Raw genomic sequence first — 24,981 nt, 5'->3', positions numbered from 1 at the left:
TATGTATCTGATCACGCGGCCCAGGCCTAAACTGGAGAGTACGAAAGCAGCGTTCAGCGCTGCCGGACTTAATGTCACGGTATTGGCAACCAGCGACATTGCGATGGAACAGGCGGCAATCCGTGCGCTAACCGACCATCTGCAACAGGGTCGCAAGGCTGACCGGTATATCGTCACCAGCCCTTTTGCCGTTGATGCACTGACCGGCATTCCGGCCAAGCTCACTGCGCAACTACAATTCATCGCGGTAGGCAGCAGCACATGCTCTGGCCTCGCGCAATTCAGTGACAATGTAGTGGTGCCTGACACCTTTACCTCAGAAGGTATTTTACGTCTTGATGAATTAAGTCGTGAAAATTGCCGCCAAGTGATTATGATTAAGGGAGAAGGTGGTCGGACCGCGATTGCAGATGAATTGTCCCGCCGGGGGATCGCAGTAACCGCATACTGCGTTTATCGCCGCGTTCCGCTTCCGGTACCTGCACAAACGAACCATTGGGAGTGGCAACACGTAAAAGGCATCATTGCCACCAGCGAAACCATGGCGCAGCAGCTTTGGGCGTTGTCACCGCAGCCACAGGTATCAGCATTGCCATGGTTAACCGTGAGTGATCGCGTGGCGGATGCAATAAAACGCTGGGGAGCCACGAACGTGTCAGTCTGCACTGGTGCCAGTGACAGCGCGTTGATACAGTGGGTGAAGGATTTTTGGGAGTAAAAAATGAGCAGCAACGAAGATAAGGACACACCAAATGAGGCGTTGCCTCCGGCAGACACGCAGGACAATATGCCTGAGCCAGAGCCTGCCGTGACATCAGAAACGCACACCGAGAAATCCGGCAGTACACCCGTGAAATCCGGCGCAAAAACCGGCGCGCTCTGGTTTTTTGTCATCGTGCTTCTGCTTGCTGTTATCGCACTTTTTGCTGGCGCCTATTGGTACTGGACCCAGCGCACGGATAACACCCAAAGCCTGGTAGATGCCCAGCGCACTCAGCAGCAGGAAGTGTCCTCTTTATCTGGCGAATTACGTGAACTTAAAGGCGAGATTGCCTCGCTGAAACGCGAGCGCAGCGATCAGGACCAGAAAATCAATAACCTGCTGTCTACCAACGAGCAACTGGTTCAACAATCAGAATCGGTGCAACAGCAACTGGAAAATCTGGAAGGGCGACGTCCTGCAGACTGGCTGATTGCTGAAGCGGATTACCTGGTGCGTATGGCGGGCCGTAAGTTGTGGCTTGAGCAGGATATCCGCACTGCCATTATGTTGCTGGTAAATGCGGATAAACGACTGAAATCACTTTCAGATCCCTCAGTACTGCCAGTGCGTGCCAAACTGGCTGAAGATATCCAGATGTTGCAGCAGCTGAACCCGGTTTCCCATACCTCTGTGGCACTGGCGCTTTCCGGTATGCTGAATCAGGTAAAAGGCCTGCCGTTAGACACATTCGAAAAGCCTGCCATGGCGGGTGACACCACCAGCAACGACGTTTCCGAGTCGACCGCTGACTGGCTGGACAACCTGAAAGCCGTGTGGCGCTCACTGGTGGATGACTTTATCAGCGTGAAAGATCTCAACGGTCCTATCGAACCGGTCATGGACCAGCAGGCCCGCTGGCTGGTAAAAGAACAGCTGCGGTTTCAGTTAATGAACGCACAGTCTGCCGCTCTTAATGCTAATCAGGCACTGTATAGCCAGTCGTTACAAAATGCCCAGACAATATTGATAGAGAAGTTTGATATTGAAACCTCTCAGGTGGCAGGCTTCATTAACGCCCTTCAAAACCTGGTTGATACTGATATCAGCCGTGACATTCCGACTGAGCTTGCCTCACAAAAGCCATTGGAAAGCCTGCTTGAACAGCGCGTTAAACAGGTCTTCGGGCAAGGAGCCAGTGCCTTATGAGATGGCTATTCATTGCCCTGGCGGCCGTTGCCACTTTGGTAGCGGCACTGGTTATAGCGCCAATGCTGATTGGCGAGAAAGGTTACGTACTGATTGCTATTGGTGATACTGCCATTGAGATGACGGTAATCAGTCTGGTGATTTCTGTCATAGTCGCTTTTGTTGGTTGGTGGATCATCAAAAAGCTGTTCTTCTGGGTGATGAGCCTGTTTAAAGGCTCACACCGCTGGTTTGGCAGCCTGGGGGAACGCCGTCGCAGAAAAGCTTTTTATCGCGGCCTGCAGGCGCTGGTAGAAGGTGAGCTGGCAGAAGCAAAAAAAGCATTCAAACAAACCACCGAAGGTGACTTTGACGGCGTGAATTACCTTGCTGCCGCACAGGTGGCGCGTGCGCTTGATGAAAAAGACCGCGTTCGTTATCTGCTGGAGCAGGCTGAAGATTATCCTAATTCCCGTATCGCCGCGATTATCGTGCAGTCTCGTCTGGATATGGAAGAAGGCAACTATCAGGACGCGCTTAAACGGTTAAACAGCGTAGACGAAAAAGCGGCAGAACACCGGCAGGTTGTGAAGTTAAAAGCAGAATGCCTTGCCCGTCAGGGTCACTGGCAAGAGCTTCAGAACAATCTCGGCAACTGGAAAAAGCTGCTCGATAAAGAAGATTATGTACGCTGGTCACAACGCATCGCCAAAGGCAAATTTGCCGAAATTGCCAGCAAACAAGGTGCGAACGCGCTTAAACAGCACTGGGAAACCCTGCCGCGCAAACTGCGCCACGATACCGCGTATCAGGCAGCCTACATTCAACAACTGATTGACCAGGGAATGCACAGCGATGCACAGCAACGTTTGCTCGACTGGCAAAAACGCGAAGTCGAACCCCTGTTTATTCCGCTGATGAAGCAATTGAACCTGGCGAATCCGACACCGCTGATAAAAGCGCTGGAAGGCTGGATCAAGCGCGATGAAAAGAACGCCGCCCTGTATTCCACGCTAGGGCATGTGGCATTTCATGCCGGTGATGACGTGCTTGCAGAAAAAGCGTTACTGAAGTCCGTGAAGCTTTCTGAGGACAAGACCGACCTGATGCTGCTCTCAGAATTAAGTGAGCGTCGTCAGGACAGTGCTCAGGCGCTGATGTTTTATAAGCAGGGCATGGACTTGCAATAACCTGTAATGCAGAGTGAGTGGGCTACTCACTCTGTCTTTGGTCAATGTTTGTTACCACACAACCTGTTGTTTCTATTGCCGGTAAACCTGGCGCTGGTTTATTGCGTAGCCAGTGCCGGTTGACCCCGGCTTTGTGAATGTAGTGCAATCTTCGCGCATGTTAAGCAAGGTTCGGTGAACAGAGTATGGCAACGACATGAATGGCGAGCGGCGCGGCACAACATAGCTTTAGCAAACCCCATGCACAACCGGCCTGGTTTACTCCAGCCCCGTATCTTCAACCTCTTTGCACAGGTCAGGCGCTATTCAATAAAATCAGATAAACCGCTGGCATTGTATTGCCAACGCCGTATTGTTTTTCAATATTGTCGCTGCGCTCCACGCTATCGCCCTGGCACACATCAAAAATCTATTCACGTAAGGACATTTTGCCACACCTGGTATTACGGCCTAGAATCATTAAATCAAAGCTCACTGCACATTTTAATCTGAACTAGCACGGGCCATCTTATGGAAGCGAATCTTGAAGAGAAAACCGGTAAAACCCTTGCCGGATGGAAAAAGCTGTTGTCATCGACCAATCTGGAAAAGCATGGTCAGATTGTGGCCTGGCTTAAGCAAGAGCATGGCCTGACCCATGGGTACGCCAACTTTATCAGCCTGAAATACCGCGAGGCCGATGCCGCCTCTTCTGATTCAGAAGATCTGATTGCCGCTCAGTATGCGAAAAAACCTGACTTAAAACCGGTTTATGACGTGCTGGTGTCTTACTGCCAAACCTTAGGCAGCGATGTCGAAGTGATCCCGAAAAAAGCCGCAGTAAGTATAAAGCGAAAACGCCAGTTTGCGCTTATCAAACCCGCTACCAAAACCCGTATGGATGTAGGACTGAAGTTCGATAGCCGGACCCCAGAGGGCATACTGCTGGATTCAGGGCCCTTCGGCACCATGTGCACACACAGGCTCGAGCTGACTTCTGCAGAGCAGGTAAATGAAGAAGTGAAATCGTTGATCCGCGATGCTTACGCGGAAGCAGGCTGACTCTCTAAGACAGTACCACACAAAATAAAGCAGGCTATGTTGATGCCCAAAGGGAAGCAGGGGATGGCTATCCCCCTCGCCAAAATCCCTGACATCTCTACCCACTATGCAGGGAATGCCAGCGAGTCAGCTTATCCGGTGACGCTTATATTTCTGACGAGGGCGCTACTGGTTCCGCACAAAATGCAGCAAGCGGATGGGTGGTGGTTAAAACCACATGAGCGTGGCTGCCAGGCGCAAGCGCATTTTCATGGCTTTCCCGAATTTTCAGCTGCACCCCGTTTTTCAACGTGGCAGCGTACAGGCGGCTTTCGCCTTCGTAACGTACCCAGTCAATTACGCAGTTGTTATCGTCTGCCTGAGCAGATAGCGACAAATCATCCGGGCGAACCAAAATATCAACCTGCCCGCAGGCACCGTTAATCGAAGTACCGGGTACATTTCCGATTTCGGTAACCACATTTGTCCCCTCAAGATTGCCCGGCAGGAAGCTGGCTTCTCCGAGGAAGCGGGCAACAAAGCGGCTCGACGGCTCAGCGTAACAGGCTTCAGGGGTATCAATCTGCTCAAGCTTGCCTTTATTCAAAATTCCCACACGATCGCCCACTGACAATGCTTCATCCTGATCGTGAGTTACCCAGATGGCAGGCACGCCAGCGGCTTTAAGCGCACTGCGGATTTCCCAGCGCAGGCTGTCCTTTAAGGCGGCATCAAGGTTTGACAAAGGTTCGTCCAGCAGCACAAATGCAGGATCATGAGCCAGCGTTCGCGCCAGAGCAACACGCTGCTTCTGACCGCCGGAGAGCTGTGAAGGCTTGGCGTTTCTGAAGGTTTCCATCCCCAGTAGTTTCAGCCAGTGATCGGCCAGTGACGTGTCTTTTAAACGAAAGCACACGTTTTGTTCTACCGTCAGATGGGGAAATAATGCAAAGTCCTGAAACACCATGCCGACGTTACGCTTCTCGGGTGGCACCAGCTTCTTCGGAGTTGATGTCCATTTGCCAAGTTCGATACGGCCTTCAGAAATAGGAATAAGCCCGGCCAACGCCTGCAAAATGGTGGTTTTACCGCAGCCGGTCGGCCCGACAAGCATCAGGATCTCATCGTGTCCTAATTCCAGATCCAGTTTATCTACGACCCGTGTCGCACCGTAATTTACAGATAATTCACTGACTTTCAGCATTAACGACGACTATCCTCAGAAATTGTGAATTCGGCCTTACGCTCTCCTGAGAGCATCAGAATAAGACCCAGCCCGGATAATAATACTAAAAATAAGCCCGGCACAGCAGCACGACCAAAGTAGCCGGCCTCATACACCCGCCACAAATAGGTGGCCAGGGTTTCAAAACCGGTGGGGCCTAACATAAGTGTTGCGGGCAGCTCGCGCATCGCCTCAAGAAATACCAGCGCGGCCCCTGCCACCATACCACGTAATGTCAGTGGCAGGGTAATGCGCACAAAGGCTTCGCGCGGGCTGGCGCCCAAAACACGTGCCGCTTTTACCAGACTGGCATCAAGGTTTTCAGCGGTCGTTCTGACGCTGCCGACCGCCAGCGGAATAAAACGCAGCACGTAAGCCACCACCAGCAAAGCCAGCGTTTGATACAAAAACGGCAGTTGCAGGCCCAGATATACCAGCGCTGTGCCCATAACGATACCGGGAACACCAAAACCAAAGTAGGTTATCCGCTCCATCAGCCGGCCGGCTTTCCCGGCCAGCGCGGCATGGGCCACGGGAATAGCGCATATCACGGCGACGACGGCGGCAAGCAGCGACGCGTAAGCCGAGTTCCACGCGTAGCTCATCTCAAAGCCGCCGGTCCCTTCACGTACCAGCCAGACCAGAAATATCGCCAGCGGTAACACCACTGACAATAGCACCACCGGCATGGATGCCAGCAGCATCAGCGAGTATTGCCATTTTTCCGGCCACAACATCAGATGCTTGCCCGGACGCTCGCCTGCGCCACCGATGCGGGATTCTAAAAACAATACCAGCGCCACAATGACCATCAGTTGCAGTGACAACATGGCAGCCTGGCTTAATCCAAAAGCGTTGTACTCTACAAAAATGACGCGAGTGAAGGTATCCAGGCCCATGATGGCTGGCGTACCGAAATCTGACAGCGCATAAAGGGCAGCAAGCAGGGCTCCCGCGGCAATACTGTTTAGCACGCGCGGCAACACCACGCGCCAAAGACTTCCCCACAACGATTGGCCGAGTAAACGTGCGGCGTTAATCAGACTACCGTCCAGACTTAACAGCGATGCCCGCGTGGTCATCATGACAAACGGATAAGTGTACAACGACATCACCAGCGCAGCGCCCCACAGTCCATCGACGGGCGGGGTAGGGATCCCAAGCAGATTTTCAATTTCACCGCCGCGACCAAAGGAAAAGTACATGGCAAAGGCGCCGATGTAACTGGGGAGAGCCAGAGGGGCGGCCAGTAAAATCAGCCATACCCGCTTGAAGGGAAGTTGGACGTAAGCAGTAAACAGAGCCAGCGGTACACCAATGATCACCGCACCGGCAATCGTCAACACCATCAGCGCCATGGTATTACCCAGCACCCGCAAATTGTGCGTATCAAAAAGCTGAGCACTGTCTTGAGCTAAAGAAAACAGTACCCCTACGGGCAATATAGCCAGTACCGCGATGATAAACGCCAGCGGATACGGCGCGGGAAACTTCCTCACAATACGCCGACTTTCCGCATCAGGTTAAGGGTAGGGCGCAGGTCTGCAAGTTTGCGAAGATCCATGTCCGGTGGAGTGATGCTATCCAGCGACGGCAATCCCGCCGGTTGCGCTACCTGATTCACCAGCGGAATTTCGTAAGCCTCTGATGCCAGATAAGACTGCACTTCCTGCGTCAACAGATAACGAATGAAGTTCACCGGCAAATCACCTTCACTAAGTGCAATAATGCCCGAAGCATTAACCAGGCAACCTGCATCATTGTTGGTATACGCCAAATCTACGTTAGCGTCCGGTTTACCGGATTTTAGACGCAGCGTGTAGTAGTGGTTGGCAAAGCCCATATCCACTTCGCCACGCTCTACGCCCATTACTACGCCCAGCTCACCGGCGTACTCCTTGGCATGACGTTTTACACCACGCAGCCAGTCGGCAGTGGCTTTCTCGCCTTCGAGGATCCGCATAGCAGTAACAAAAGACTGGAATGAGGCATACGCCGGAGCCCAGCCAATCGTATGCTTGCTGTCGGCCAGAGCCATGATGTCATCAGGGATCTGATCCGGACTGACACGTTCTGTATTGTATGGGAGCGTGCGCACGCGACCAGTAACCGGAGACCAGCGCGGGTATTGGAAGCCTGGCTTGAGCTGCGCGGTTAAATCCTTTGGCAGTTCCTGCCCCAGGCCCTGATCGGTCACCATGCCGACTGAACCGGTATCAACCGCCCAGAACAAATCAGCACGACGTACGCCTGCTTTGGACTCCGCCACTATGGTATTGGCCAAAGCGGCCGTACCACCCCGGCGGATTTGCAGATTCAGCTTGGGATTGCGCTTTCTGATTGCATCAAGAACATTTTCGTACAGACCACCCTCGCCACGCCCGAGGTACAACGTCAGGTCGCCCTCCAGCTTGGGAAGCGAGTCTACTGATACCGGGCTCGCCGCCGCGGCGAAAGCAATCCGACTTGTCAGCGGCAAACTGCCCAACACTGCTGCAGCACTTAGCCCCTGTAAAAATGTTCTTCGTTGCATACAAATTCCTTAGAAGACCTCTTTACGACCTTTCTCAGCTTCGACCAGCAGCGTTTTCGCGCGGTCCAGCTTCGATTGCATGGCCTCTACTACGTCGCGAACCTTATCGACACCGGCGTCTTTTGAAATGGCCTGAGGCAGTGTCACGTTGAAGTCTTTTTCTAAGTCTTCAACCAGTTCGGCGTCCTGCTCAATCAATGCGCCTTCGATGCCTTCAAAGCGTTGCATATAAGTATCGTGAACCAGCGTTGTCGCAACTTCATTCAGCTTCTCAGCATATTTGGCAACAACGCGGTGCAGGCGATCTTTAATATCATCAATCACTTCAGGACCGGTGACCGGCTCAGTTGCCGTGGTTTTTATCGCTTTTACCAAGCCGTCCTGCTGATATTTGGCGGCAAGTTTAACTGCGCCCAACGCCTGCCACAAGGCTTGATTCAGTTTCTCCTGCTCATCGCGAACCGCAGTAACATCTTTGCCGTTATCAATCGCTTGCTTAACGCCGTAGATCCCCTGCCAGATAGAGGCATAGATGGGTACATACTGTGTTTCGATGGCAGAGTGGAAGTTTACTTCTTCCCAGAATTCAATAAGTTGATGTGTATCAGGTTTGCCATCCTGCGCGTAAGCGTCAACGACACCACCAAATTTGTTTTCGAGCCAGTGCACCTCTTCGGTGTATTCACCGATATGCTCTTTAAGGTGATTAACCTGATCAGTGATCTCGCCGTTTGCCAGAACCGGCTGACTGGTCATGCCTGCAGCCATAACGGCGAACAGCGCGCTGCGCCAGTGTTTCTTGATTCCTGTTGTCATATCTAAACCCACTCGATTAATTAATATGAAAATGATACTTATTATCATCAATCGAGTAAAGGCTACGCCGATAAAATACCCAATTGATACGATAAGCCTGTGAGGGTTTTACCCTGTTTTGGTAGCAGCTGGATCACGGCTAATGCCTGCTGGCCATCGGCTGACGTATGCCTGAGAAACCGGTGCGCAAGACGGGTACGCCTTGCCGGAATGGTGCGTAACTGGGTCAGACTGTCGGTGCGCACCTCCGTCTACTTCCTGCTACGCGTACTGAGTTATACGATATTCGTCGTAGGTTCTGGGTTCTGGGTTCTGGGTTCTGGGTTCTGGGTTCTGCAGACATTATTTTTTCTAATTAAAAAGAGAGTAAAAAACTTCTTTGCTAAGCGCTTCACTTACCCCTATCATCCGCGCATTATTTAGGCAGCTCCGCCGCTGCTGTCGCTGTTACCTTGAAACGTTGAGAATCCACGTTGGACACCACCGAATTTATCCAAATCCGAAAATTTATCGTGAAGCTTGGCAAAATGCTGCACAAATACGGCACGCCTTCATTTCGTCTGGAAGCTTACCTGACGGAAGTGGCAACGTATCTGGGTGTGCACGCTTCATTTATCTCTACGCCAACGTCACTGACTTTCGTCATCTGGAGTGATCGTCACGAAGACGAGTACAACCATGCCGCCCGTTTGATGCCCGGTGATCTGGATATGAACGCGTTGTCACTGACCGATGAACTGGCAAGCTCACTTTTGACAGGCAAGCTGTCTCTGGCTGCTGCTAACCAGCGTCTGAACGAAATAGACGCCATGCCCAGCCCTTATGGAAAACTCATTACCGGAGCGGCTTACGGGTTGGCTACCGGCGCTTTTGCCATGCTGATGGGCGCAAGCTGGCCGGAAATCTTCTGGTCTGGGTTCTTAGGGCTGGTTGCTTATCTGTGGACCTTATGGTCGTTTCGCTCTAAGCGAGTGAACCTGATGCTCGAACCGGTTACCGCCTTCGTTGCCGGTATATTGGCATGTGCCATCAGCCGGTATCTGGATCCGGGGGTAAACATACCGCTTATTGTACTGTCTTCGGTGATTGTTTTTGTTCCGGGACTGGCCCTGTTTATGGGCCTGGCCGAACTGAGCTCCCGCAATATGGTGTCAGGCACCGCGCGTACCATGGATGCGGTTATGCAGTTGTTTAAACTGTATTTCGGAGCATTTCTGGGGGTATCAGCCGGATTCAGCCTGTTTGGCGAGAATATTTACAAGCCGGCAGAGTCCCTGCCTTACTGGGCGACCTGGCTGTCAGTCTTTCTGCTGTGTCTGGCGCTGGTTGCTATCTTCCGGACGCGGGTTAAACACATTCCATGGGCGATAATGTCAGCCTTCATCGCGTACAGTGCCACTGCCTGGAGCTCCGATTATCTGGACGGCGGGCTGGGCACGTTTGTGGGCGCGTTTTGCTTAGGCGTGTTTGCTAATGTATTTACACGTATTGCTAACCAGCCTGCGACCATTGTCGCAATGCACGGTTTGATTGTATTGGTTCCTGGCTCTAAAACCTATATTGGCCTGAATTCTTTTATGACCGGGCAGGACTTCGTGCAATCTGACCATCTGGGACAGGAAGTGTTTGTTATTTTCATGTCACTGGTGGCCGGACTTATTTTTGCTAACGTCGTCGCGCCGACGAAAAAAGCCATTTAAGCCAGACGTCATGCCTGAGGTTTACACGCCCCGGCTCGACAAACGTCGTCAACAGCGCGGTGGATAGCTAGCAAGAGTACGGCGGTTCTCATCAGCAGCGCCGTGCCAGCGAGCCGGAGTGCGGCGGGACTCACGCACCCGACGCGCACCAAGGCGGACTCAGTGCAGCAGTTTCACCAGCGCTTTTCCTAATCGCACATTGAGCGCGCCAACAGCCACCGCTTCAGCGGAGTTCTCCATAAAACGTGCGGTTAATGAGCCGCTTATCTGATTGGCAACCTCATCGGTGGCCAGGTCAAAAATGCTTTGTGCGGCAATATTCTGGGCCAGAATCTTAAACAGCTGCCAGTTGCCAAAGGTGCCCGGTCGCAAGCCGTATACCTGCGCCACGCGTCGGATTGTGCGAAAGCTTATCCACACAATCATCAGCGTTTGAATCAGATGATTCGGGCTGATAAAGGTCAGGCTCCCCGCCGTCATCGACTCTTTACGAATTAACTCCTGAGCACGCTTATCTACCGGTTGAGTTACCGTGCGCCGATACAGTGACAGCACTTCCTGTGCATCCTGATCGCTGTTTACGGCCTGCGAGAACGTGCGATAGCAATGCGCGGCATAACTGTGTGAAGAAAACGCGCTGGCATGGGACTTTAGCGCATTAAGAATAGCGCGCTTGTCGGTTGATTCTGAAAGCGCAGCATAATCCAGACGCCGGTCCATGTGGCGGTTCACGTTCATAAATCCTTTCACTTCGCGGCCCACCAGCGTCAGCATGCAAAGCACGAAACCCGCCAGCAGGGTTCCTAAAACGCTGGCGGTTACCGGATAGCTATCCATCCGCTGCAATACAGACTCCACCGCGCTGAATACACCAAAGCCGATGGCACAGGCTCCGCCCAGCAGTAAGGTTGATGTCCCAAGCGACAGGCCCCGTTTTTTCACCGCGATGGCGGCGGTATCTTCCTCGATTTTCGCCGGCATGTCGGCTTCTGGCTGCACTGTGTTAATGGTGCGCTGGGTAACTTTAGAGCGATATCGTTGTGAGGTATCGGCAGACATGGTGCCTCCCTAATTAAGTAAAAATTGCAGCAAACGGTCTAACCCACGACCGTTCAGCATTCTGGGCAAATGGTCTTTCGGCACCCTGGCAGCTAACACCGGATAGTGCGCATCGGCTTCCATGTCTTTTAACTTCGCCGGCAAGGCTTCAAAATCGGCCTCGACATAGGCGCCGTCAGCATTGGTGTAACGCAGTGCATTGTCGTTGCTGCCTGCATCCGTGGTTTTAATCGCCGACACTAAAAAATGCTCAAACTCGATGGGTTTCCCCTCGAATTTTGCCACCGCGCCTTCAGACACCTGCTTTAACAATGACAGCATGTTTGGCTTTTGTGCTTCCGGGATAAGGTCAGTTTTGGTTGCCACAAAGGCAACACGACCAATTTTATGCTGCCTGAGCACATGGCGGGCGAACCAGTTCGGGTTGCCGTACACGAAGGTCTCGGCCAGATGGCTTAATGTTTCTTTTAGCTGATACAGGTGCTGCCTGGAATGATTCAGCCCTTCAAATAAATCTACCAGAATGATCTGCTTGTCAGTTTCCCGGAATGTATTGTCTTTCAGCGGTTGTAACCACTGCTTCTGAAAAGCCTCGTAGTGTCTGGCAAACGTTTTGTACCATGGGTGAGAAACATCGCTGGAGACCTTTGAAGGCAACGGCGCAAATCCCTGCGAGCGCCAGTCAAACCCGGAACCGTCAATAAGAAAACTCCCCGGCTGCAGCATTGAGATGCCGTTCTCTTTCGCATGTTGCAGGTACTTCCGGTACTGTGAAACAACCGCTAACACCGCCTCACGGGTTGGCGGCTGCTCAAAATCAAATTCTTCGATAAAATCATGCCATTCGGTAGCATAAAATTTTTGCGGTTCACTGGCCTGCTGCGCCCAGGCAGAATCGCTCCACTGGACAAATGATTTACTTAACAGCGGTAAATCCGTGATCCACTCGCCGGGGTAATCGATAAACTCAAACACCACGTCGGTATATGGCATTAAGTACTTTTTCAGTGTGCTGGTCTGGCGAAGCCTGACAATCAGCTTAAAACCATAGGCCTGTTCTGTTGGCGCAGGCCATTCTCCGCGCGCCAGCGCCTGCATATGCTCATCTACCGGAAAGAAGTCGTAGCCTGGTAAGGGCTCAAGACGCATGTGCTCGACCAAATCAATTGGGAGTGCTTCCAGCAGTGGTAAGCAGTTGTACTTCTCTTCACTGCGGTACTTCAGAATAGTCATCAGGCTGGTAAACAACATCGACTTACCACTGCGGCTTAATCCGGTAATGGTAAAGCGGTGACGCTGTTGTAAAAACCAGGCGTCTACCTGCGACATACCCTGTCCCGACAGTGACTGAACCGGTTTGATGATCTGATTAAAAAACTCGCGCATAAGGCGGTGGCACTCCTTGTAATGCGAATGCGTTCTTTCTGGCACATAATGTTAATTAGTGGTGCTGATGCCAATAAAAGCAAGCCAATTGAATACTTTGTTACAAACTGCAAAGGGCCTGTTAATCTTTGCTGTACGAATTTTGTTCTGGATAAACGCGTTTTGATCACAGCGCGCCGATTGTAGCCTGGTCATCCAGGTAAATGAGACGGAACAAAGAGCAAAACGCGTTTAGCCAAACCCTGCGGGCAGCGTTTGTTAGTGATTTATGCTGTGTTATCGCCCACTTATGTAGCGTTGCTACACCGCGTGAACGCTGCCCTTGCCTGAATCACTAACAATGCGCTGCAAAAGTGTACAGCAAAAATCAACAGTCCCTGATTCAACACTATAATGAGAGCAGATGTTGCTGTCATGTGGGGAAGTGTTTGCCGATATCGCATTCATTTCACCTCATACCACTTTAAAAATGCCGGTTTATCCCTCAATATATAAAAACTTTCTAATATAAGGACAATACCATGAGCAAATCGTACCCTGACATTACGCAACGCATCTCCGCAAACATGAAAAGTCTGCGCAACGACATTTCTGACACCATGCAGGGCTTCTCTGCTATGGCCCGCGCTGCCACCGAAGACGGTGTACTGGATAAGAAAACCAAAGAGCTGATAGCACTGGCGATTGGCGTATCCACACGCTGTGATGGCTGTATCGGGTTTCACGCAAAAGCACTGGTAGAACTTGGCGCAACCAAAGAAGAAATTGAAGAAACTCTGGGTATGGCAATTTATATGGGTGGCGGCCCGTCACTGATGTACGCGGCTGACGCGATGCTGGCTTACGAGCAGTTTTCTGAAAAGAAATAGCGCCCGTACGCTGTAGAGAAAGCCGGTAAGCCACCGGCTTTCTTATTTGCAGCACTGCATGCTTTCTTGCCGCTGCCACAACTTCGCGGTTATACAGCCCTGTAGCTCTGCACGGTTCTGCGGTTCTGCGGTTCTGCACAACATCGTTGCAGGCGAGCCGCGATGCTGACCAGCCGTGTATTCACACTATGTGATAACGTGTCAGCACCCCATTGTTTCTAGCCCTCGTCTGCACCCCATGGGGCCGGAGGCGTATCGACGGGCGCAGTCAGGTCGAAGTCGACGCGAAATTCGCGGCCTTCCCGCACCAGCTGATAGCTGAACATGTCTGGATACACAAACATGCGCCAGATGTTAGGTATCGACTGGGGAAGTCCCTGCTCGGCAAACATCCACTGGGTATAGGCGTCAGCCGGAAATGACTGGACCTGCGCAAAGCCAGGCTCTGAAGCTATCCCGCCGTACATAGTGAGCGCATCTTCACTGCCATCTTTATGACGATGATCGTGTTTTAGCGTCAGACCGCTTCCCGTGCGGGTGATGATCCAGGTACGCGAACGATCGTCGCCCACATGAAACGGAATGTGTAGTTGAGTATCGGTGCACTCCCGCACATGCATGATTAACGCTTTGCCGCTGAAACTGTCTGAGCCAGCGGTATCGGTAACCAGTCTGCCAGCGAATGCCTGTCCACACAGTGAAGCCAGGGAATCAAAAAATGTCTGTTGATATGGATGCGAGTGCAATGACGGCAGCGCCGCCAGACTTTGCAAAGAAACGAGTGCAGCGCCAAGCAAAATTCCAGAAAATTTCATAGTCGTTAGTACGTTGTGATTGATTGTGCCGTCACTATACATCAATCCATCGCCTCATTTCCTGCGTTGACAACGTTCAGCCCATTACCCCCTGTGCGCTAGTGCGTTTCTCTTCTCACGCTTAATGCTGTTTTTCATTAAGCCCCAGCTTACGGGAAATGCGATTGCGGGTGGAATGCCAGTGATTTTTAGGCAATGTTGGCGCGTGTTGTAACACCTGGTCAAAATCAATCCCGGCACCGGCCTGTTCTCTGACATGTGCGAACAGCACCGAGGCTGGCTTCAGAGCCCTGACAGTTTTCAGCGAACGCTTATACTGATTAGGGTGACAAACCGGATAAGGCGGCACCAGTTCACCTTTTACCTTCACCATAAGATCGGCAACATAGATGCGCTGAGAAGGCATATGCATGACTGATAAATCATGATCGGTATGGCCGGGGGTGAAGTAAACCTTCCAGTTTTCAAACTCAGGTACGCGCTGTCCATCGGTTAACAGGATATCTGGCCGCAGCAGCGGGTTGTACCAGATATGCTTTTTCGGCTTGCCCAGGCGGTTAGCTACCCACCACGTGAGCGCGACATCGATGGCATGTGCGCTGCGACCAGCGAGCCCTGCATACCAGTTACGGGCTTTGGGGTGGGCCGCAATACGCGCACCGCTGATACTGCGTAGTTTATGCGCACCCCCGGCATGATCAGGATGCATATGCGTAACTACAATCACTGAAAGGTGAGACAATGGCCGGCCAAGCTCTTCACGGATGAAGCGGCAGACATTATCTACATCTGCCCGCGAACACCCATCTAACAGAAGGAGTTTATCCCCCTCTTCTACCAGGTGAATTTGCTGTATATAACCCTCTAGCGTATGAAGCTTCATGCGATGCGAATCTTGTTGGCCTGACACTGAACGCTAGCAGAGTTTTTGTGGTTAGACCAGTTACGGTCGGTTAACTGGCCGGTAAATGGGCAATCAGGTCATGCATGTACTTGAGTGAGGGTAATTTATGGTCGTCCTGGTAAAACAACCGGTTCAAACGCCCCAGTAAGTTGACGCTTCGGGAGGGATCATGGGCTTTGACACGGTGCTCGCTGGCGGTTTGTAAAAACTCCCAGGTTTGCAAGTCCAGGTGCGCAATGTGTGCAGGCGTGATGCCCTGATTGTTTACGGTATGCAGAATGCGCTCCGTTTTACTTTGCTCGATGGGAATAATCACACTGGAATAGACGTCGCTGAGCGGACGACCTATCGCATCCAGCGTATGATTAATTGCAGCCCAGATTTCATCGTGACTGAATCTGGCGTGCGATGGCGCATAGTAGCCCATCACTTCCCACTCCAACTCGGCATTACTGACAGCGATTGAGCTGTCTACTTCCGAGCAATAGGACAAGTCTGGTCTGGCGCCAATGTTATAGGCATCCACAGACAGGCCAACACAGATAACCAGATTGCCCATCTCCGCCTGGTTCTGGTACAGCGACTCAAATGCTGCCCGTTTTACGCCCATCCAGCCATGAATGCGTGACGGTTGCTGAACAAAATGACGGACATCATCGGGTAAGTCTTCGCCGTACTTTTCAATAAGCAGCGGCAACGGATCCTGATCAGGATCGTCTTCCGGTAACCACACTTCATATTCCAGGCGATTGTCCGCTTTACCACGGCTTTTAATACCAAAAGATAAGTTTATCGGGCGACAAATATTTCTGTCTTCGTCTACCCGATGAAAATACTCAGAGCGCATGCGTTTAATGAAGGGGGCATCCAACCCCGCCAGCGCGGCAGTCGGGTAGCGATAACCAATATCGCTGTTGGCAATATGCGTCAGTGTAGAGACGGACTCCTGAAGAATCACCTTCACCCCTTCCAGCAATTTTAGCTCGGGAACGATAATGCTGCGTTCGGGCTCAATCGTCAGACGTTCACCATCTGGGCCGATAAATTTTGGAATTTTGTGATACTCATATCCCTTAAGCCCCAGTTTAGCAGCGGCCTCATTGCGATAACGCGCCATTTCGGAAAACAGCGTGGCATGATCCCGTATGTGCTTAAATAAGGGGCGCTCTGCATTCATAGTTGTCACCTTGGTCTGGATACGACGGCATCAGCAAACAACTGCCCTGCCCGGTAATTTCAGTTTGCCATAATAATGCCAGTTTGCTGAACATAATCTTAGCCGGAGCGCTTACGACATCCTGTATTAACTCAGCTATTGAAGTCTTCTGTTTATTTCAGCAAATAACGTGTCAGCGGCTGCTCACACTCGCTTTTTAACGCGATACACACTCATGCCACTGACATGCCTGACTTTTCAGTAAAAGAAATATAGTTTTGTCTGCTTTGATTAAATCTTTATCGTTTTGTCTCATTTCTCTGGCTTTTTCCGTTTTATTTGGCAGAATCCGCTTACTTTTTGTCTCCTCTTTGTCATAGCCCCATTTGATCGCATCATCAGGCCATTGCCAGAAAGGGTAGTATCAGGATAGCAGTACGCTGTTATAGTTAAGGAAGATTGCCATGAAAAGGCTTGTCCCTCTCATTATGTTGTCAGCTTCACTTCTCGCCGGATGTGGCGGAGGGGGCGGAAGCAGCTCAAATGGTTCAAACACCGGAGGAACCACGCCGCCTCCACCCGACCAGCAAACTAACTCTGTTGTTGCTACCTGGTTTTACGAATACCCCAATCAGTGTGTTGAAACCTTCGAGTTTTATGCCGACGGCAGCTTTGAAATTCACTCAGCTGAGGCCTTTATCGCCGGTAGCTATGAATTCGACAGTACAGTAGAGGAAGGTAACCGGCATTCCCTGGTGCTGAATTTCGAGCAGCAAAATCAGGAATACGACTGCGAAAACGCCTATGAATATGCTGTTGGCAGCACAATAGAACTTTTTGCCGATTTTTCCAATTCATTGCAGATGGACTGGTACGAACTCAATACTGGTGGCGACGTTTTATTTGAACTTCAGCGCGCCGTCTCGTTAACCGTTTCCAGCCTGCCACAATCCGTTCAGGCGGGAAGCCCGGTGACGTTTACGGTATCTCCCGACATTGATTTGTCTACGCCGATTTCTCTTCTATACGGACCCAGTGGAATGGAAGTCAGCGAGAGCGGCGAGGTTACTTGGACGCCTTCCATCCCGATGATAAATCCTCAGACTACTGTCAGCTTTGCTTTCACAGCAGAACGTGTACTTGCGCCCGAGCAACAACAGGTTACGGTGACGCACGCTGACTTTACCGCACCGACAATGCGTAAAGGTATTGAGGTAGCCTATACGTCAAACGGCATTCAGGTCGCGAACGTTATTGGTGATAACAATAACGAGATGGTGATCCTGGACCGCACAGGCACTCTGTCAGTGATTGCCGCGAAGGGCGATGGGTATGAGTCAGTATTCACCTACCCGTATGCATTTTCCGGTGAAGACGGCATGACGCGTATGGCGCTTTTTGACACTGATGGCGACGGTATGTCAGAAGCGTTTGTGGCGTCGGGCAGTAACGTGTATCACGTGAAAGATATGAACCTGCCGCCGGTTGCGGTATTCGAATCCGATGACATCATCACCCACATGCTACTGGAAAATATTGATAGTGACGCAGCCCCGGAGCTGATTATTGCAACAGGTCAATATGGTGCTAATCATAATGTGTTCGTGTATGACAATAATCTGCAGACCGAGCTGTTAAGCCTGACTACCGAAGAAAGCTACAATTTTGAAATGACCGTTGGCAACGTCGACAGTGATGCCTCACTTGAGCTGGTGCTGTCTTCTGGTGAAATCTACGATATCAACACCAGCGATCGCCAGTGGTACTACGCTGACGGTTTTGGCCGCGTACTGACCACCGGTGACATCAACAACGACGGCATTGACGAGGTGCTGGCGTCTTCTGGCTGGAGCGCACTAACTGTCTGGGATATCGAAAACAGCACACAAATTGTCAGCATCGACAATGAAGATAACTGCTCTGTCATCACCCATAATCTCGACAGCGACCCAGCCGAAGAAATTATACTGGGTGACTGCCAATGGGGCGGGATCCACGGTTTTGATATTACTGGTAACACCTATACCGAACTGTGGACGCTGGACATGGTTGACCATGAAAATATCGGCCTGACCGCTGGCGATATCGATAACGACGGTGAAGATGAGCTGATGTGGGGCACCGGAACCGGCTCTACCGGCGAAGATAAGCTGGTTGTGGCTGAACTGTCCCCTACTCCCTATGTAGACTGGTACAACGAAAACCCGTCTCAGCTGGACTATTTTACGGCTGCAGGCTGGGCTCAAATCGCGCCGGGTGAAAGTGCGGCTGTCTATGTCATTCCTTCTACCGACAGTGGCTATGAGGGCCAGCGTTATGCCACCATGACATCAGATGGCGACGTGTTCGTTAGTGAAGAGATTTCCAGTAACTGGGAACAGCATGGTTACGCCACTATCGGAAACATCAATGGCGATGAGTATGACGAACTGTTTTTGCTTGGTGCCGACTTCTACTCTCCCAGAATTGACGTCATTGAGCTGGATAGTGGCATCGCATTATGGCAGTTGGATAGCAACAACACCGATATGTCTGTTTCAGCTGTCGCAGTAGCCGACGTCAACGGCGATGGCTTTGATGACGTCCTCTATGCCGATAAAGAAATGCTGTACATTCAGGACGTCAGCAACAATCAGATCCTCGGTACCTGGGCAACCGGTGCGCACATTGAAGCGGTTGCCGTCACTACTGACAGCGGTAACAACACGGTGGTGCTGGTAAACACCTATGAAGCAGTATTAGTGCTGTCCTTTAACAATGGTCAGTTAGGGCTGCGAGCCAGTAGCAACAGTGAGGATGGCGGCGCATGCTACAACATGCTGGCGCGTCCGATGACTGATTCATTCCTGTGTGTGGGGGACGGCTACTACAGCAGCAACATATTAAAGATGTCCCTGGAAGCTGAGGTGATTGCCAACGTACAGGTACAAGGAGCAATCACTGACGCTATCCTTGCGCCTGACTCTGACAATATCATCGTCGCCTTCACTGATAACGACGATTATTGGGGCGCGGCGTCGACCTCTATTGCTGAGGTCGATTCGGATACCGGTATCGTTATCTGGAGAGGCACCTCGCTTCCCGGCATGCTGGACCGTCATGGCTTGTCACACGGCAACCCGGACAGCCCGAACATGTCGCTGGTGATAGGTTCCAGAGCCGGTATGATCCTGACGCACTAGGTAATAAGGCCGCCGCGATCTCGCGGCGGTTTTTTTTAATCAGTAGCGGAAGATTGCCGGTGCGCGCAGTACACCACAAAACCGGTAATTGCCGCAGCGATTGCCAGTATAAGTAAAAATAACAGCCGGCCGTCGATAAATGACACCAGATTTTGCTGCACGCCCCATAGCGTCAGTACAACGCCACTCAGGCAGCTTATCAATGCCGTTCGCACAGTACTGATTACCGATTTCATTTTTCACTTGCTCGCAGAAAGTGGTCGCTGTGCGTCAGGCGGGTTCGACGACTCACCGGTGCGCACTTGCTGCTGATGCTCCTGATACCTCGCTACTGCCGCCAGCAACCGTGATGCGCGAGCGTGAATTGCCTGATAGCAATCCCAGCGCTGTGACAGTTGATACGCGCTGCCTAACATAAACGTAAGCGCTTTTACGTTATTGACCAGCGTCACATCGTTGCCATCTTCCAGTTCTAATAAAATAGCGGCAATATCGAACGCACAGCCCAGATAAGGAATCGCATCACAGTACTGACCGCTGTGGTACAGCAAGCTACCCTGCATATCGTTTCGGGTCAGAAAATGTACTGCCTGCTGCGGGTTGTTATACACCCAGTCGGCATGCTTTGGACAAAGATAAGTTAGCTGCATAGTGTCATCCTCCTGCTTTCAGCCTAGAGGACAACACCCACCAATGCAAATGATAATTGTTTTTATTTACATAAAAGAAGTGTTTTTTTATTCTGCTGACCTGTAATCGAGCGTCATGGCGACCGCTCTCTACAATGATGGTGAACAGGTATTGTCAGCTGCGTAAAGGGATGCGGACGCTTTGTGCAACTATCTCATACACCTCGCCTGGTGCCAGAGCCGGATTGCTGTCGTTAAGATCTGCGCGAAAATGCGCCGCCTGCTCTGCTGACATTGTCTTTTTTATCAGCGTGCCGGCCAGCGTTACCTCTTTCCCGCCGCTATCGGAGGGTATGAAAAAGCCATAATCTTTAAATGACACCCGTATTGTCACATCGTCCTGCTGCGCAATGAAGAAACAGCCCTTTTTCTGACACACCTTCGCTATACGCGTTGTCACCTGAAAGGGGGTATTCAGGTAGTTCTGTGGCTGAGCCTCAAGTGCTGCAAGCGATACCTGCGGTAAACGGGTATCCAGTTCGCTGCCAAAGGTCTCGCTATGCTCTGTCTTTGCCACTGGCTCTGATAGTCTGATGGTGTTATCAGCTTTGACTGCAGGCGAGCTTAACGCTGCTAACAACGCTACGACATAATACTTCACTGTAATTTCTCCGGTTACAACGCCGCCATCGGGCGATCGCCAATTACCGTTCACTATGTGATCTTTTGCTATTTCTGGCAAGTGACTGCGATGCCATATCAAGCGCATCTTGCTGTGCGCGGATTTTCATCTGTCGCGGATAAAAGCTGGTATTCAAAGAAGGAAGGTAAATCGGCACCACATTAAACCTCTTATCAGCCTCCGGTTTTACAATAAAAAACGCCCGAAAATGGCGGGCGTTTGGGTGCAATCAGCACTTTCCCAAAGCGCGCTGTATTAATAATCTATGCAGCGCGTCTGGTACCGGCTATTCCCGGTATTTGTTACTTCAGGTATTTGTTACTTAACAATAACCGTCCCTTTCATCATGGAGATGTGTCCCGGGAACGAGCAGAAGAATGCATAAGATTCGTCTGCTGATAATCCGGATACGTCAAAGGTCACGGAGTCTTTCTCTCCACCGCCAATGACCTTCGTATGCGCGATAACACGTTCATCACCGGGCTTGATATAATTATTATCAAGTCCTGCTGACATACCGTCTGTTGCTATTGCCTGCATATCGGCTTTGGTCGACATCACCCAGTTATGCCCCATTGATGCTGCCGGTAGCTTCCCGCTGTGAGTCAGTGTGACAGTGAACTCATCGCAGGATGCAGGGATCGTCATCTCAGATTTATCAAACTGCATCATGTCGTTGCTGTCGATGGTTGCTTCACACTCGTTTGCCAGCGTAGTACCCGATGCGCCAAGAAGAACAGCGCCTAAAAGAATGCTTTTTAGCTTCATTACATACACCTTTTCATACTGGTTTTAAAATGAATTGCAGCGTTCAGGTAGCGCGTGGTCAGTGCGCAAATTACCGGTAACGCAAGGCACCAGAGCGATAACACGATTGTTTATTGTGCCGCCTGGGCTCGACTTGTGGGTAGTAAAATGAACGATAGTCAGATCACAATTTCACATCGATATACGGATTCTTAATGTTTGTTAGAAATTGGTAATTTGCTTGCTAAAGGTGCACTTGCCAGCACCATTCGCAGTGGTAAACATGCGCATTCGGTGTGTTTCTTAACGGGGAATCAGGCCGCTTTTTTGCCGACATATCCCGTTGAGCTTTTTGCAGGGATAGCTTGCTGCTGTCCCTCATTGTCAGGACTCGCGTTTATTCTTTCGCTGTTATCTTTTGCTTGTATGAACCGCGTAATGGGGCAGGTTTTATAAAAAAGGGGCCAGCAGGCCCCAACGTGACAAAGTCCAGGTTCATCACATGATTACCAGACGCCCTTCGCTGCACAATGCGGCAAAAAGGGCGCTTTATACGGGAAATTATCCTTCCATCTCTTCCAGTTCTTTGCCGTTAGTCTCGTTAACCAGCTTCACCACAAAGATTACCGACAACAGTGCACATATGGCATAAAGTCCGTACGCTCCGGCCAATCCGACGCCTGCAAGCAACATGGGGAACGTCCAGGTGATCGCAAAGTTTGTGCCCCATTGAACCAGGCCACTAACTGCCAGACCCGAGCCACGGATTTGGTTCGGGAACATTTCTCCCAGCATTACCCACATTACCGGTCCCCAGGACATGTTGAAGAAAAACACGTAGGCATTGGCTGCGACCAGCGCAATGGTGCCGTAATCGCCAAGAATCAGCCTGCCGGTAGGATCCTGATCAGCATTCAAAAATGCATACACCATGGTCCCCAGCGTCACTGTCATACCAATCGAGCCCCATTTGAGCAGCGGCTTACGACCGATTTTATCAATGACCATCAGCGTGATGACACAGGCGGCAATACTGATAGCTCCGCTTATTACGTTAATCAGCAATGCATCCGATTCAGAGAAGCCTACTGCTTGCCATAGCACGGCGCCGTAATAAAACACGACGTTGATACCCACAAGTTGCTGAAACGCCGCCAGACCAATGCCTACCCAGACAATCGGGCGAACTTTACCAGACCCTTTCTGAATAAGGTCTGAGAGCCGGGGTTTGTGATCGTCAGCCAGAGAGCCACGGATTTCGGCAATTTTCTGGTCAGCTGCCGCTTTGCCGTAAAGCCGGGTCAGGACTTCCTGCGCTTTATCCGTACGTTTTTTCACCATCAGGAAGCGCGGACTCTCCGGAATGAAAAACAACATCAGTAAAAATAAACAGGCTGGGATCAGTTCCATCCAGAACATCCAGCGCCAGGCTTCATAGCCCATCCAGAACTCTGCCGTGGACCCCGCAGCCGCATCGGCAAGCAGATAGTTGCTGACAAATGCCGCAAACAGGCCACTGATAATGGCAATTTGCTGGATAGACGTGAGCATGCCACGAAAGCGCGCTGGCGATACCTCAGCAATATAGGCGGGCGCCATCACTGACGCGGCACCCACGGCCAGACCGCCAAGAATACGGTAGATGACAAACTCACCTGAAGTGCCAGCTACGCCAGAGCCCCAGGCGCTGATAATGAAGAGGACAGCGGCGGTCATTAATAGCGCACGACGTCCGTAACGATCAGCCAGACGTCCTGCAAAGAAGGCGCCCACAGCGCAGCCCAGTAACATACTGGACACGTTAAACCCTGTCCCTACACTTTCAGAGTTAAACGCCTGCTGCAGCCCATCAACCGTTCCGTTAATCACACCGCTGTCAAAACCAAACAGGAAGCCGCCAATGGTGGCGACCACACTGATAAATAAAATAAACGCCGTGTTATTCGCGGCGTTGTCAGCAGGCCTTGCGGCCTGCCCACTCATAGTTTGTTCCATACTTACTCGGCCTTTTTATACGGGTCGATAGTAACAATACTGCCATCCTCACGATGGGTCAGTTCTGTCATCTTCACGCTTCGCAGCCAGGTTTTGCCACCGGACAGCGAACTATCATGATAGAAAAGATACCACTGACCTTTGTATTTCGCGATGGAATGGTGATTTGTCCATCCCTGAACCGGCTCCAGAATCACGCCTTGGTAGGTAAATGGTCCGTAAGGGTTATCACCGGTTGCGTATACGATTTTGTGAGTATCGCCTGTGGAATAGGAGAAGTAATACTTGCCGTCGTACTTATGTACCCATGCAGCTTCAAAGAAACGACGCGCGTTATCGCCGGTCAGAATGGGATCGCCATTTTGATCAAGAATATCGATTTCCTTAACCGGCTCAGCAAAAGACATCATGTCATCGCTAAGTTTGGCAATACGCGGCTTCACAGCTGGCGCATCATCAGCAGGATACTCATCTTCAGGATTATATTCTTCGCCCTCGTAACGCTGCAGCTGACCGCCCCAGATGCCGCCAAAGTACATGTAGTATTCACCATCATCATCTTTGAATACTGCCGGGTCGATACTGAAGCTGCCTGCCATTGGCTCTGGCTGAGGTTCGAACGGGCCTGCCGGGTCATCGCTGGTCGCCACACCAATGTGGAATACGTCCTGCTTATCTTTAAGCGGGAAATACAAATAGTACGTGCCGTCTTTTTCTGCCGCATCCGGTGCCCACAGCTGACGACCCGCCCAGGGAATATCATCTACAGACAGCGCCATACCATGGTCGGTCACTTCACCACCTACCTCATCCATAGACAGAATGTGGTAGTCGCGCATATCAAAATGGTCGCCGTTGTCATTTTGCGGAATGCCAGACTCCACGTCATGTGACGGATAAATGTACAATCTGTCGTTGAACACATGTGCAGAGGGATCTGCTGTGTAAATATGCGTTACCAGTGGCTCGGCATATCCCGCCGCCATTTCAGAAGAGGTGTCAGTCGCTACCGGTTTCTCTGCAGAGGCCGGAGCCTGTACTTCGGGTTGCTTTGTGGTATTCATACTGTCGGCCTCATTAGCCGGCTGACATGCACAAAGAATGACGGCAGACACGGCCAGTGAAAGCGTCTTTACACTACAATGCTTAATTGCCACAACGTGCTCCTTTTTGTATTTATTCGCT

Annotated in this window: 24 protein-coding genes; 8 read left to right on the top strand and 16 right to left on the bottom strand. The window is 51.2% G+C overall.

All coding sequences use genetic code 11. The annotated features are described in order from the left end of the window. The first annotated feature begins 1 nt into the window (after window position 1). The 4 genes from JKP77_RS12245 to JKP77_RS12230 all read left to right on the top strand — a co-directional run bounded on the left by JKP77_RS12245 (window position 2) and on the right by JKP77_RS12230 (window position 4,119). Window positions 2–718: a uroporphyrinogen-III synthase gene (locus tag JKP77_RS12245; protein ID WP_218311514.1), complete on the top strand. Its 717-nt coding sequence runs from the start codon at window positions 2–4 to the stop codon at window positions 716–718. 3 nt (window positions 719–721) lie between these two features. Further along, entirely contained in the window at window positions 722–1,909 is a 1,188-nt protein-coding gene (locus JKP77_RS12240; RefSeq protein ID WP_246601190.1) for a uroporphyrinogen-III C-methyltransferase, read from the top strand. Then, the gene (locus tag JKP77_RS12235) at window positions 1,906–3,078 is read left to right on the top strand and encodes a heme biosynthesis HemY N-terminal domain-containing protein (RefSeq protein WP_218311513.1); all 1,173 of its coding nucleotides are present in this window, start codon (window positions 1,906–1,908) and stop codon (window positions 3,076–3,078) included. The genes JKP77_RS12240 and JKP77_RS12235 overlap by 4 nt, the downstream gene beginning before the upstream one ends. 510 nt (window positions 3,079–3,588) lie before the next feature. Further along, window positions 3,589–4,119, top strand: a complete 531-nt coding sequence (locus JKP77_RS12230; RefSeq protein ID WP_218311512.1) for a DUF4287 domain-containing protein — start codon at window positions 3,589–3,591, stop codon at window positions 4,117–4,119. A gap of 145 nt (window positions 4,120–4,264) precedes the next feature. On the opposite strand, the gene JKP77_RS12225 is transcribed toward JKP77_RS12230, so the two are convergent. The 5 genes from JKP77_RS12225 to JKP77_RS12205 all read right to left on the bottom strand — a co-directional run bounded on the left by JKP77_RS12225 (window position 4,265) and on the right by JKP77_RS12205 (window position 8,917). Then, window positions 4,265–5,302: an ABC transporter ATP-binding protein gene (locus JKP77_RS12225; protein WP_218311511.1), complete on the bottom strand. Its 1,038-nt coding sequence runs from the start codon at window positions 5,300–5,302 to the stop codon at window positions 4,265–4,267. Further along, window positions 5,302–6,822 carry an ABC transporter permease gene (locus tag JKP77_RS12220; RefSeq protein ID WP_218311510.1) on the bottom strand — a complete coding sequence of 507 codons (1,521 nt, stop codon included), beginning with the start codon at window positions 6,820–6,822 and terminating at the stop codon, window positions 5,302–5,304. The genes JKP77_RS12225 and JKP77_RS12220 overlap by 1 nt, the downstream gene beginning before the upstream one ends. After that, on the bottom strand, window positions 6,819–7,856 hold the full coding sequence (locus tag JKP77_RS12215; RefSeq protein ID WP_218311509.1) for a type 2 periplasmic-binding domain-containing protein: 1,038 nt from the start codon (window positions 7,854–7,856) through the stop codon (window positions 6,819–6,821). The genes JKP77_RS12220 and JKP77_RS12215 overlap by 4 nt, the downstream gene beginning before the upstream one ends. Before the next feature lie 9 nt (window positions 7,857–7,865). Continuing rightward, on the bottom strand, window positions 7,866–8,672 hold the full coding sequence (locus JKP77_RS12210) for a hypothetical protein (RefSeq protein WP_218311508.1): 807 nt from the start codon (window positions 8,670–8,672) through the stop codon (window positions 7,866–7,868). Window positions 8,673–8,734: 62 nt separating this feature from the next. After that, window positions 8,735–8,917 carry a hypothetical protein gene (locus tag JKP77_RS12205; RefSeq protein WP_218311507.1) on the bottom strand — a complete coding sequence of 61 codons (183 nt, stop codon included), beginning with the start codon at window positions 8,915–8,917 and terminating at the stop codon, window positions 8,735–8,737. Between the two features lie 228 nt (window positions 8,918–9,145). Between JKP77_RS12205 and JKP77_RS12200 the strand changes: the two genes are divergently transcribed. Next, window positions 9,146–10,372: a threonine/serine exporter family protein gene (locus JKP77_RS12200; protein ID WP_218311506.1), complete on the top strand. Its 1,227-nt coding sequence runs from the start codon at window positions 9,146–9,148 to the stop codon at window positions 10,370–10,372. Between the two features lie 159 nt (window positions 10,373–10,531). Here JKP77_RS12200 and JKP77_RS12195 read toward each other — a convergent pair whose 3' ends face one another. Both JKP77_RS12195 and JKP77_RS12190 read right to left on the bottom strand, forming a co-directional pair. Beyond that, window positions 10,532–11,431, bottom strand: coding sequence for a DUF697 domain-containing protein (locus JKP77_RS12195; protein WP_218311505.1), 900 nt, complete (start codon window positions 11,429–11,431; stop codon window positions 10,532–10,534). 9 nt (window positions 11,432–11,440) lie between these two features. Beyond that, complete coding sequence (locus JKP77_RS12190) at window positions 11,441–12,817, bottom strand: YcjX family protein (protein ID WP_218311504.1); 1,377 nt, start codon at window positions 12,815–12,817, stop codon at window positions 11,441–11,443. A 521-nt stretch (window positions 12,818–13,338) separates the two neighbouring features. Between JKP77_RS12190 and JKP77_RS12185 the strand changes: the two genes are divergently transcribed. Then, on the top strand, window positions 13,339–13,686 hold the full coding sequence (locus JKP77_RS12185) for a carboxymuconolactone decarboxylase family protein (protein ID WP_218311503.1): 348 nt from the start codon (window positions 13,339–13,341) through the stop codon (window positions 13,684–13,686). Window positions 13,687–13,904: 218 nt separating this feature from the next. On the opposite strand, the gene JKP77_RS12180 is transcribed toward JKP77_RS12185, so the two are convergent. The 3 genes from JKP77_RS12180 to JKP77_RS12170 all read right to left on the bottom strand — a co-directional run bounded on the left by JKP77_RS12180 (window position 13,905) and on the right by JKP77_RS12170 (window position 16,582). After that, window positions 13,905–14,501 (bottom strand): hypothetical protein, encoded by a 597-nt coding sequence (locus tag JKP77_RS12180; protein ID WP_218311502.1) that lies wholly within the window; start codon window positions 14,499–14,501, stop codon window positions 13,905–13,907. A 121-nt stretch (window positions 14,502–14,622) separates the two neighbouring features. Then, a complete protein-coding gene (locus JKP77_RS12175; RefSeq protein WP_218311501.1) occupies window positions 14,623–15,384 on the bottom strand; it encodes an MBL fold metallo-hydrolase in 762 nt (253 codons plus the stop codon). Between the two features lie 70 nt (window positions 15,385–15,454). After that, on the bottom strand, window positions 15,455–16,582 hold the full coding sequence (locus JKP77_RS12170; RefSeq protein WP_218311500.1) for a hypothetical protein: 1,128 nt from the start codon (window positions 16,580–16,582) through the stop codon (window positions 15,455–15,457). A 443-nt stretch (window positions 16,583–17,025) separates the two neighbouring features. On the opposite strand from JKP77_RS12170, the gene JKP77_RS12165 reads away from it, so the two are divergent. Then, window positions 17,026–19,743, top strand: a complete 2,718-nt coding sequence (locus JKP77_RS12165) for a hypothetical protein (RefSeq protein ID WP_218311499.1) — start codon at window positions 17,026–17,028, stop codon at window positions 19,741–19,743. 35 nt (window positions 19,744–19,778) lie between these two features. Here JKP77_RS12165 and JKP77_RS12160 read toward each other — a convergent pair whose 3' ends face one another. From JKP77_RS12160 to azu, 4 genes are all read right to left on the bottom strand, one after another. After that, entirely contained in the window at window positions 19,779–19,979 is a 201-nt protein-coding gene (locus JKP77_RS12160) for a hypothetical protein (RefSeq protein WP_218311498.1), read from the bottom strand. A 3-nt stretch (window positions 19,980–19,982) separates the two neighbouring features. Beyond that, entirely contained in the window at window positions 19,983–20,393 is a 411-nt protein-coding gene (locus JKP77_RS12155; RefSeq protein ID WP_218311497.1) for a hypothetical protein, read from the bottom strand. Between the two features lie 154 nt (window positions 20,394–20,547). Then, entirely contained in the window at window positions 20,548–21,087 is a 540-nt protein-coding gene (locus JKP77_RS12150) for a DUF4920 domain-containing protein (protein ID WP_338024870.1), read from the bottom strand. A 285-nt stretch (window positions 21,088–21,372) separates the two neighbouring features. Beyond that, complete coding sequence (gene azu / locus JKP77_RS12145; RefSeq protein WP_218311495.1) at window positions 21,373–21,822, bottom strand: azurin; 450 nt, start codon at window positions 21,820–21,822, stop codon at window positions 21,373–21,375. 198 nt (window positions 21,823–22,020) lie between these two features. Between azu and JKP77_RS12140 the strand changes: the two genes are divergently transcribed. Further along, window positions 22,021–22,257, top strand: a complete 237-nt coding sequence (locus tag JKP77_RS12140) for a hypothetical protein (protein ID WP_218311494.1) — start codon at window positions 22,021–22,023, stop codon at window positions 22,255–22,257. Window positions 22,258–22,362: 105 nt separating this feature from the next. Here the strand turns inward: JKP77_RS12140 and JKP77_RS12135 are convergent, their stop codons facing one another. Both JKP77_RS12135 and JKP77_RS12130 read right to left on the bottom strand, forming a co-directional pair. Then, the gene (locus JKP77_RS12135) at window positions 22,363–23,784 is read right to left on the bottom strand and encodes a sugar porter family MFS transporter (protein ID WP_218311493.1); all 1,422 of its coding nucleotides are present in this window, start codon (window positions 23,782–23,784) and stop codon (window positions 22,363–22,365) included. Between the two features lie 14 nt (window positions 23,785–23,798). Further along, the gene (locus JKP77_RS12130) at window positions 23,799–24,782 is read right to left on the bottom strand and encodes a glycoside hydrolase family 43 protein (RefSeq protein ID WP_246601193.1); all 984 of its coding nucleotides are present in this window, start codon (window positions 24,780–24,782) and stop codon (window positions 23,799–23,801) included. Window positions 24,783–24,981 lie beyond the last annotated feature (199 nt).

The organism is Alteromonas antoniana (assembly GCF_019249295.1).
GTDB classification, from domain to species: Bacteria; Pseudomonadota; Gammaproteobacteria; order Enterobacterales; family Alteromonadaceae; genus Alteromonas; species Alteromonas antoniana.
Note: the sequence above shows the minus strand (reverse complement) of the source record. Positions and strands in the feature narration are given on the sequence as shown.

Excerpts from the sequence above, each read along its gene's own strand:
- JKP77_RS12130 (WP_246601193.1), bottom strand. The coding sequence starts at position 24,782 with ATGGCGGCGGGATATGCCGAGCCACTGGTAACGCATATTTACACAGCA.
- JKP77_RS12210 (WP_218311508.1), bottom strand. The coding sequence starts at position 8,672 with ATGACAACAGGAATCAAGAAACACTGGCGCAGCGCGCTGTTCGCCGTT.
- JKP77_RS12245 (WP_218311514.1), top strand. The coding sequence starts at position 2 with ATGTATCTGATCACGCGGCCCAGGCCTAAACTGGAGAGTACGAAAGCA.
- JKP77_RS12195 (WP_218311505.1), bottom strand. The coding sequence starts at position 11,431 with ATGTCTGCCGATACCTCACAACGATATCGCTCTAAAGTTACCCAGCGC.
- JKP77_RS12230 (WP_218311512.1), top strand. The coding sequence starts at position 3,589 with ATGGAAGCGAATCTTGAAGAGAAAACCGGTAAAACCCTTGCCGGATGG.
- JKP77_RS12155 (WP_218311497.1), bottom strand. The coding sequence starts at position 20,393 with ATGCAGCTAACTTATCTTTGTCCAAAGCATGCCGACTGGGTGTATAAC.
- azu (WP_218311495.1), bottom strand. The coding sequence starts at position 21,822 with ATGAAGCTAAAAAGCATTCTTTTAGGCGCTGTTCTTCTTGGCGCATCG.
- JKP77_RS12215 (WP_218311509.1), bottom strand. The coding sequence starts at position 7,856 with ATGCAACGAAGAACATTTTTACAGGGGCTAAGTGCTGCAGCAGTGTTG.
- JKP77_RS12165 (WP_218311499.1), top strand. The coding sequence starts at position 17,026 with ATGAAAAGGCTTGTCCCTCTCATTATGTTGTCAGCTTCACTTCTCGCC.
- JKP77_RS12225 (WP_218311511.1), bottom strand. The coding sequence starts at position 5,302 with ATGCTGAAAGTCAGTGAATTATCTGTAAATTACGGTGCGACACGGGTC.
- JKP77_RS12135 (WP_218311493.1), bottom strand. The coding sequence starts at position 23,784 with ATGAGTGGGCAGGCCGCAAGGCCTGCTGACAACGCCGCGAATAACACG.
- JKP77_RS12180 (WP_218311502.1), bottom strand. The coding sequence starts at position 14,501 with ATGAAATTTTCTGGAATTTTGCTTGGCGCTGCACTCGTTTCTTTGCAA.
- JKP77_RS12240 (WP_246601190.1), top strand. The coding sequence starts at position 722 with ATGAGCAGCAACGAAGATAAGGACACACCAAATGAGGCGTTGCCTCCG.
- JKP77_RS12160 (WP_218311498.1), bottom strand. The coding sequence starts at position 19,979 with ATGAAATCGGTAATCAGTACTGTGCGAACGGCATTGATAAGCTGCCTG.
- JKP77_RS12175 (WP_218311501.1), bottom strand. The coding sequence starts at position 15,384 with ATGAAGCTTCATACGCTAGAGGGTTATATACAGCAAATTCACCTGGTA.
- JKP77_RS12170 (WP_218311500.1), bottom strand. The coding sequence starts at position 16,582 with ATGAATGCAGAGCGCCCCTTATTTAAGCACATACGGGATCATGCCACG.
- JKP77_RS12185 (WP_218311503.1), top strand. The coding sequence starts at position 13,339 with ATGAGCAAATCGTACCCTGACATTACGCAACGCATCTCCGCAAACATG.
- JKP77_RS12190 (WP_218311504.1), bottom strand. The coding sequence starts at position 12,817 with ATGCGCGAGTTTTTTAATCAGATCATCAAACCGGTTCAGTCACTGTCG.
- JKP77_RS12235 (WP_218311513.1), top strand. The coding sequence starts at position 1,906 with ATGAGATGGCTATTCATTGCCCTGGCGGCCGTTGCCACTTTGGTAGCG.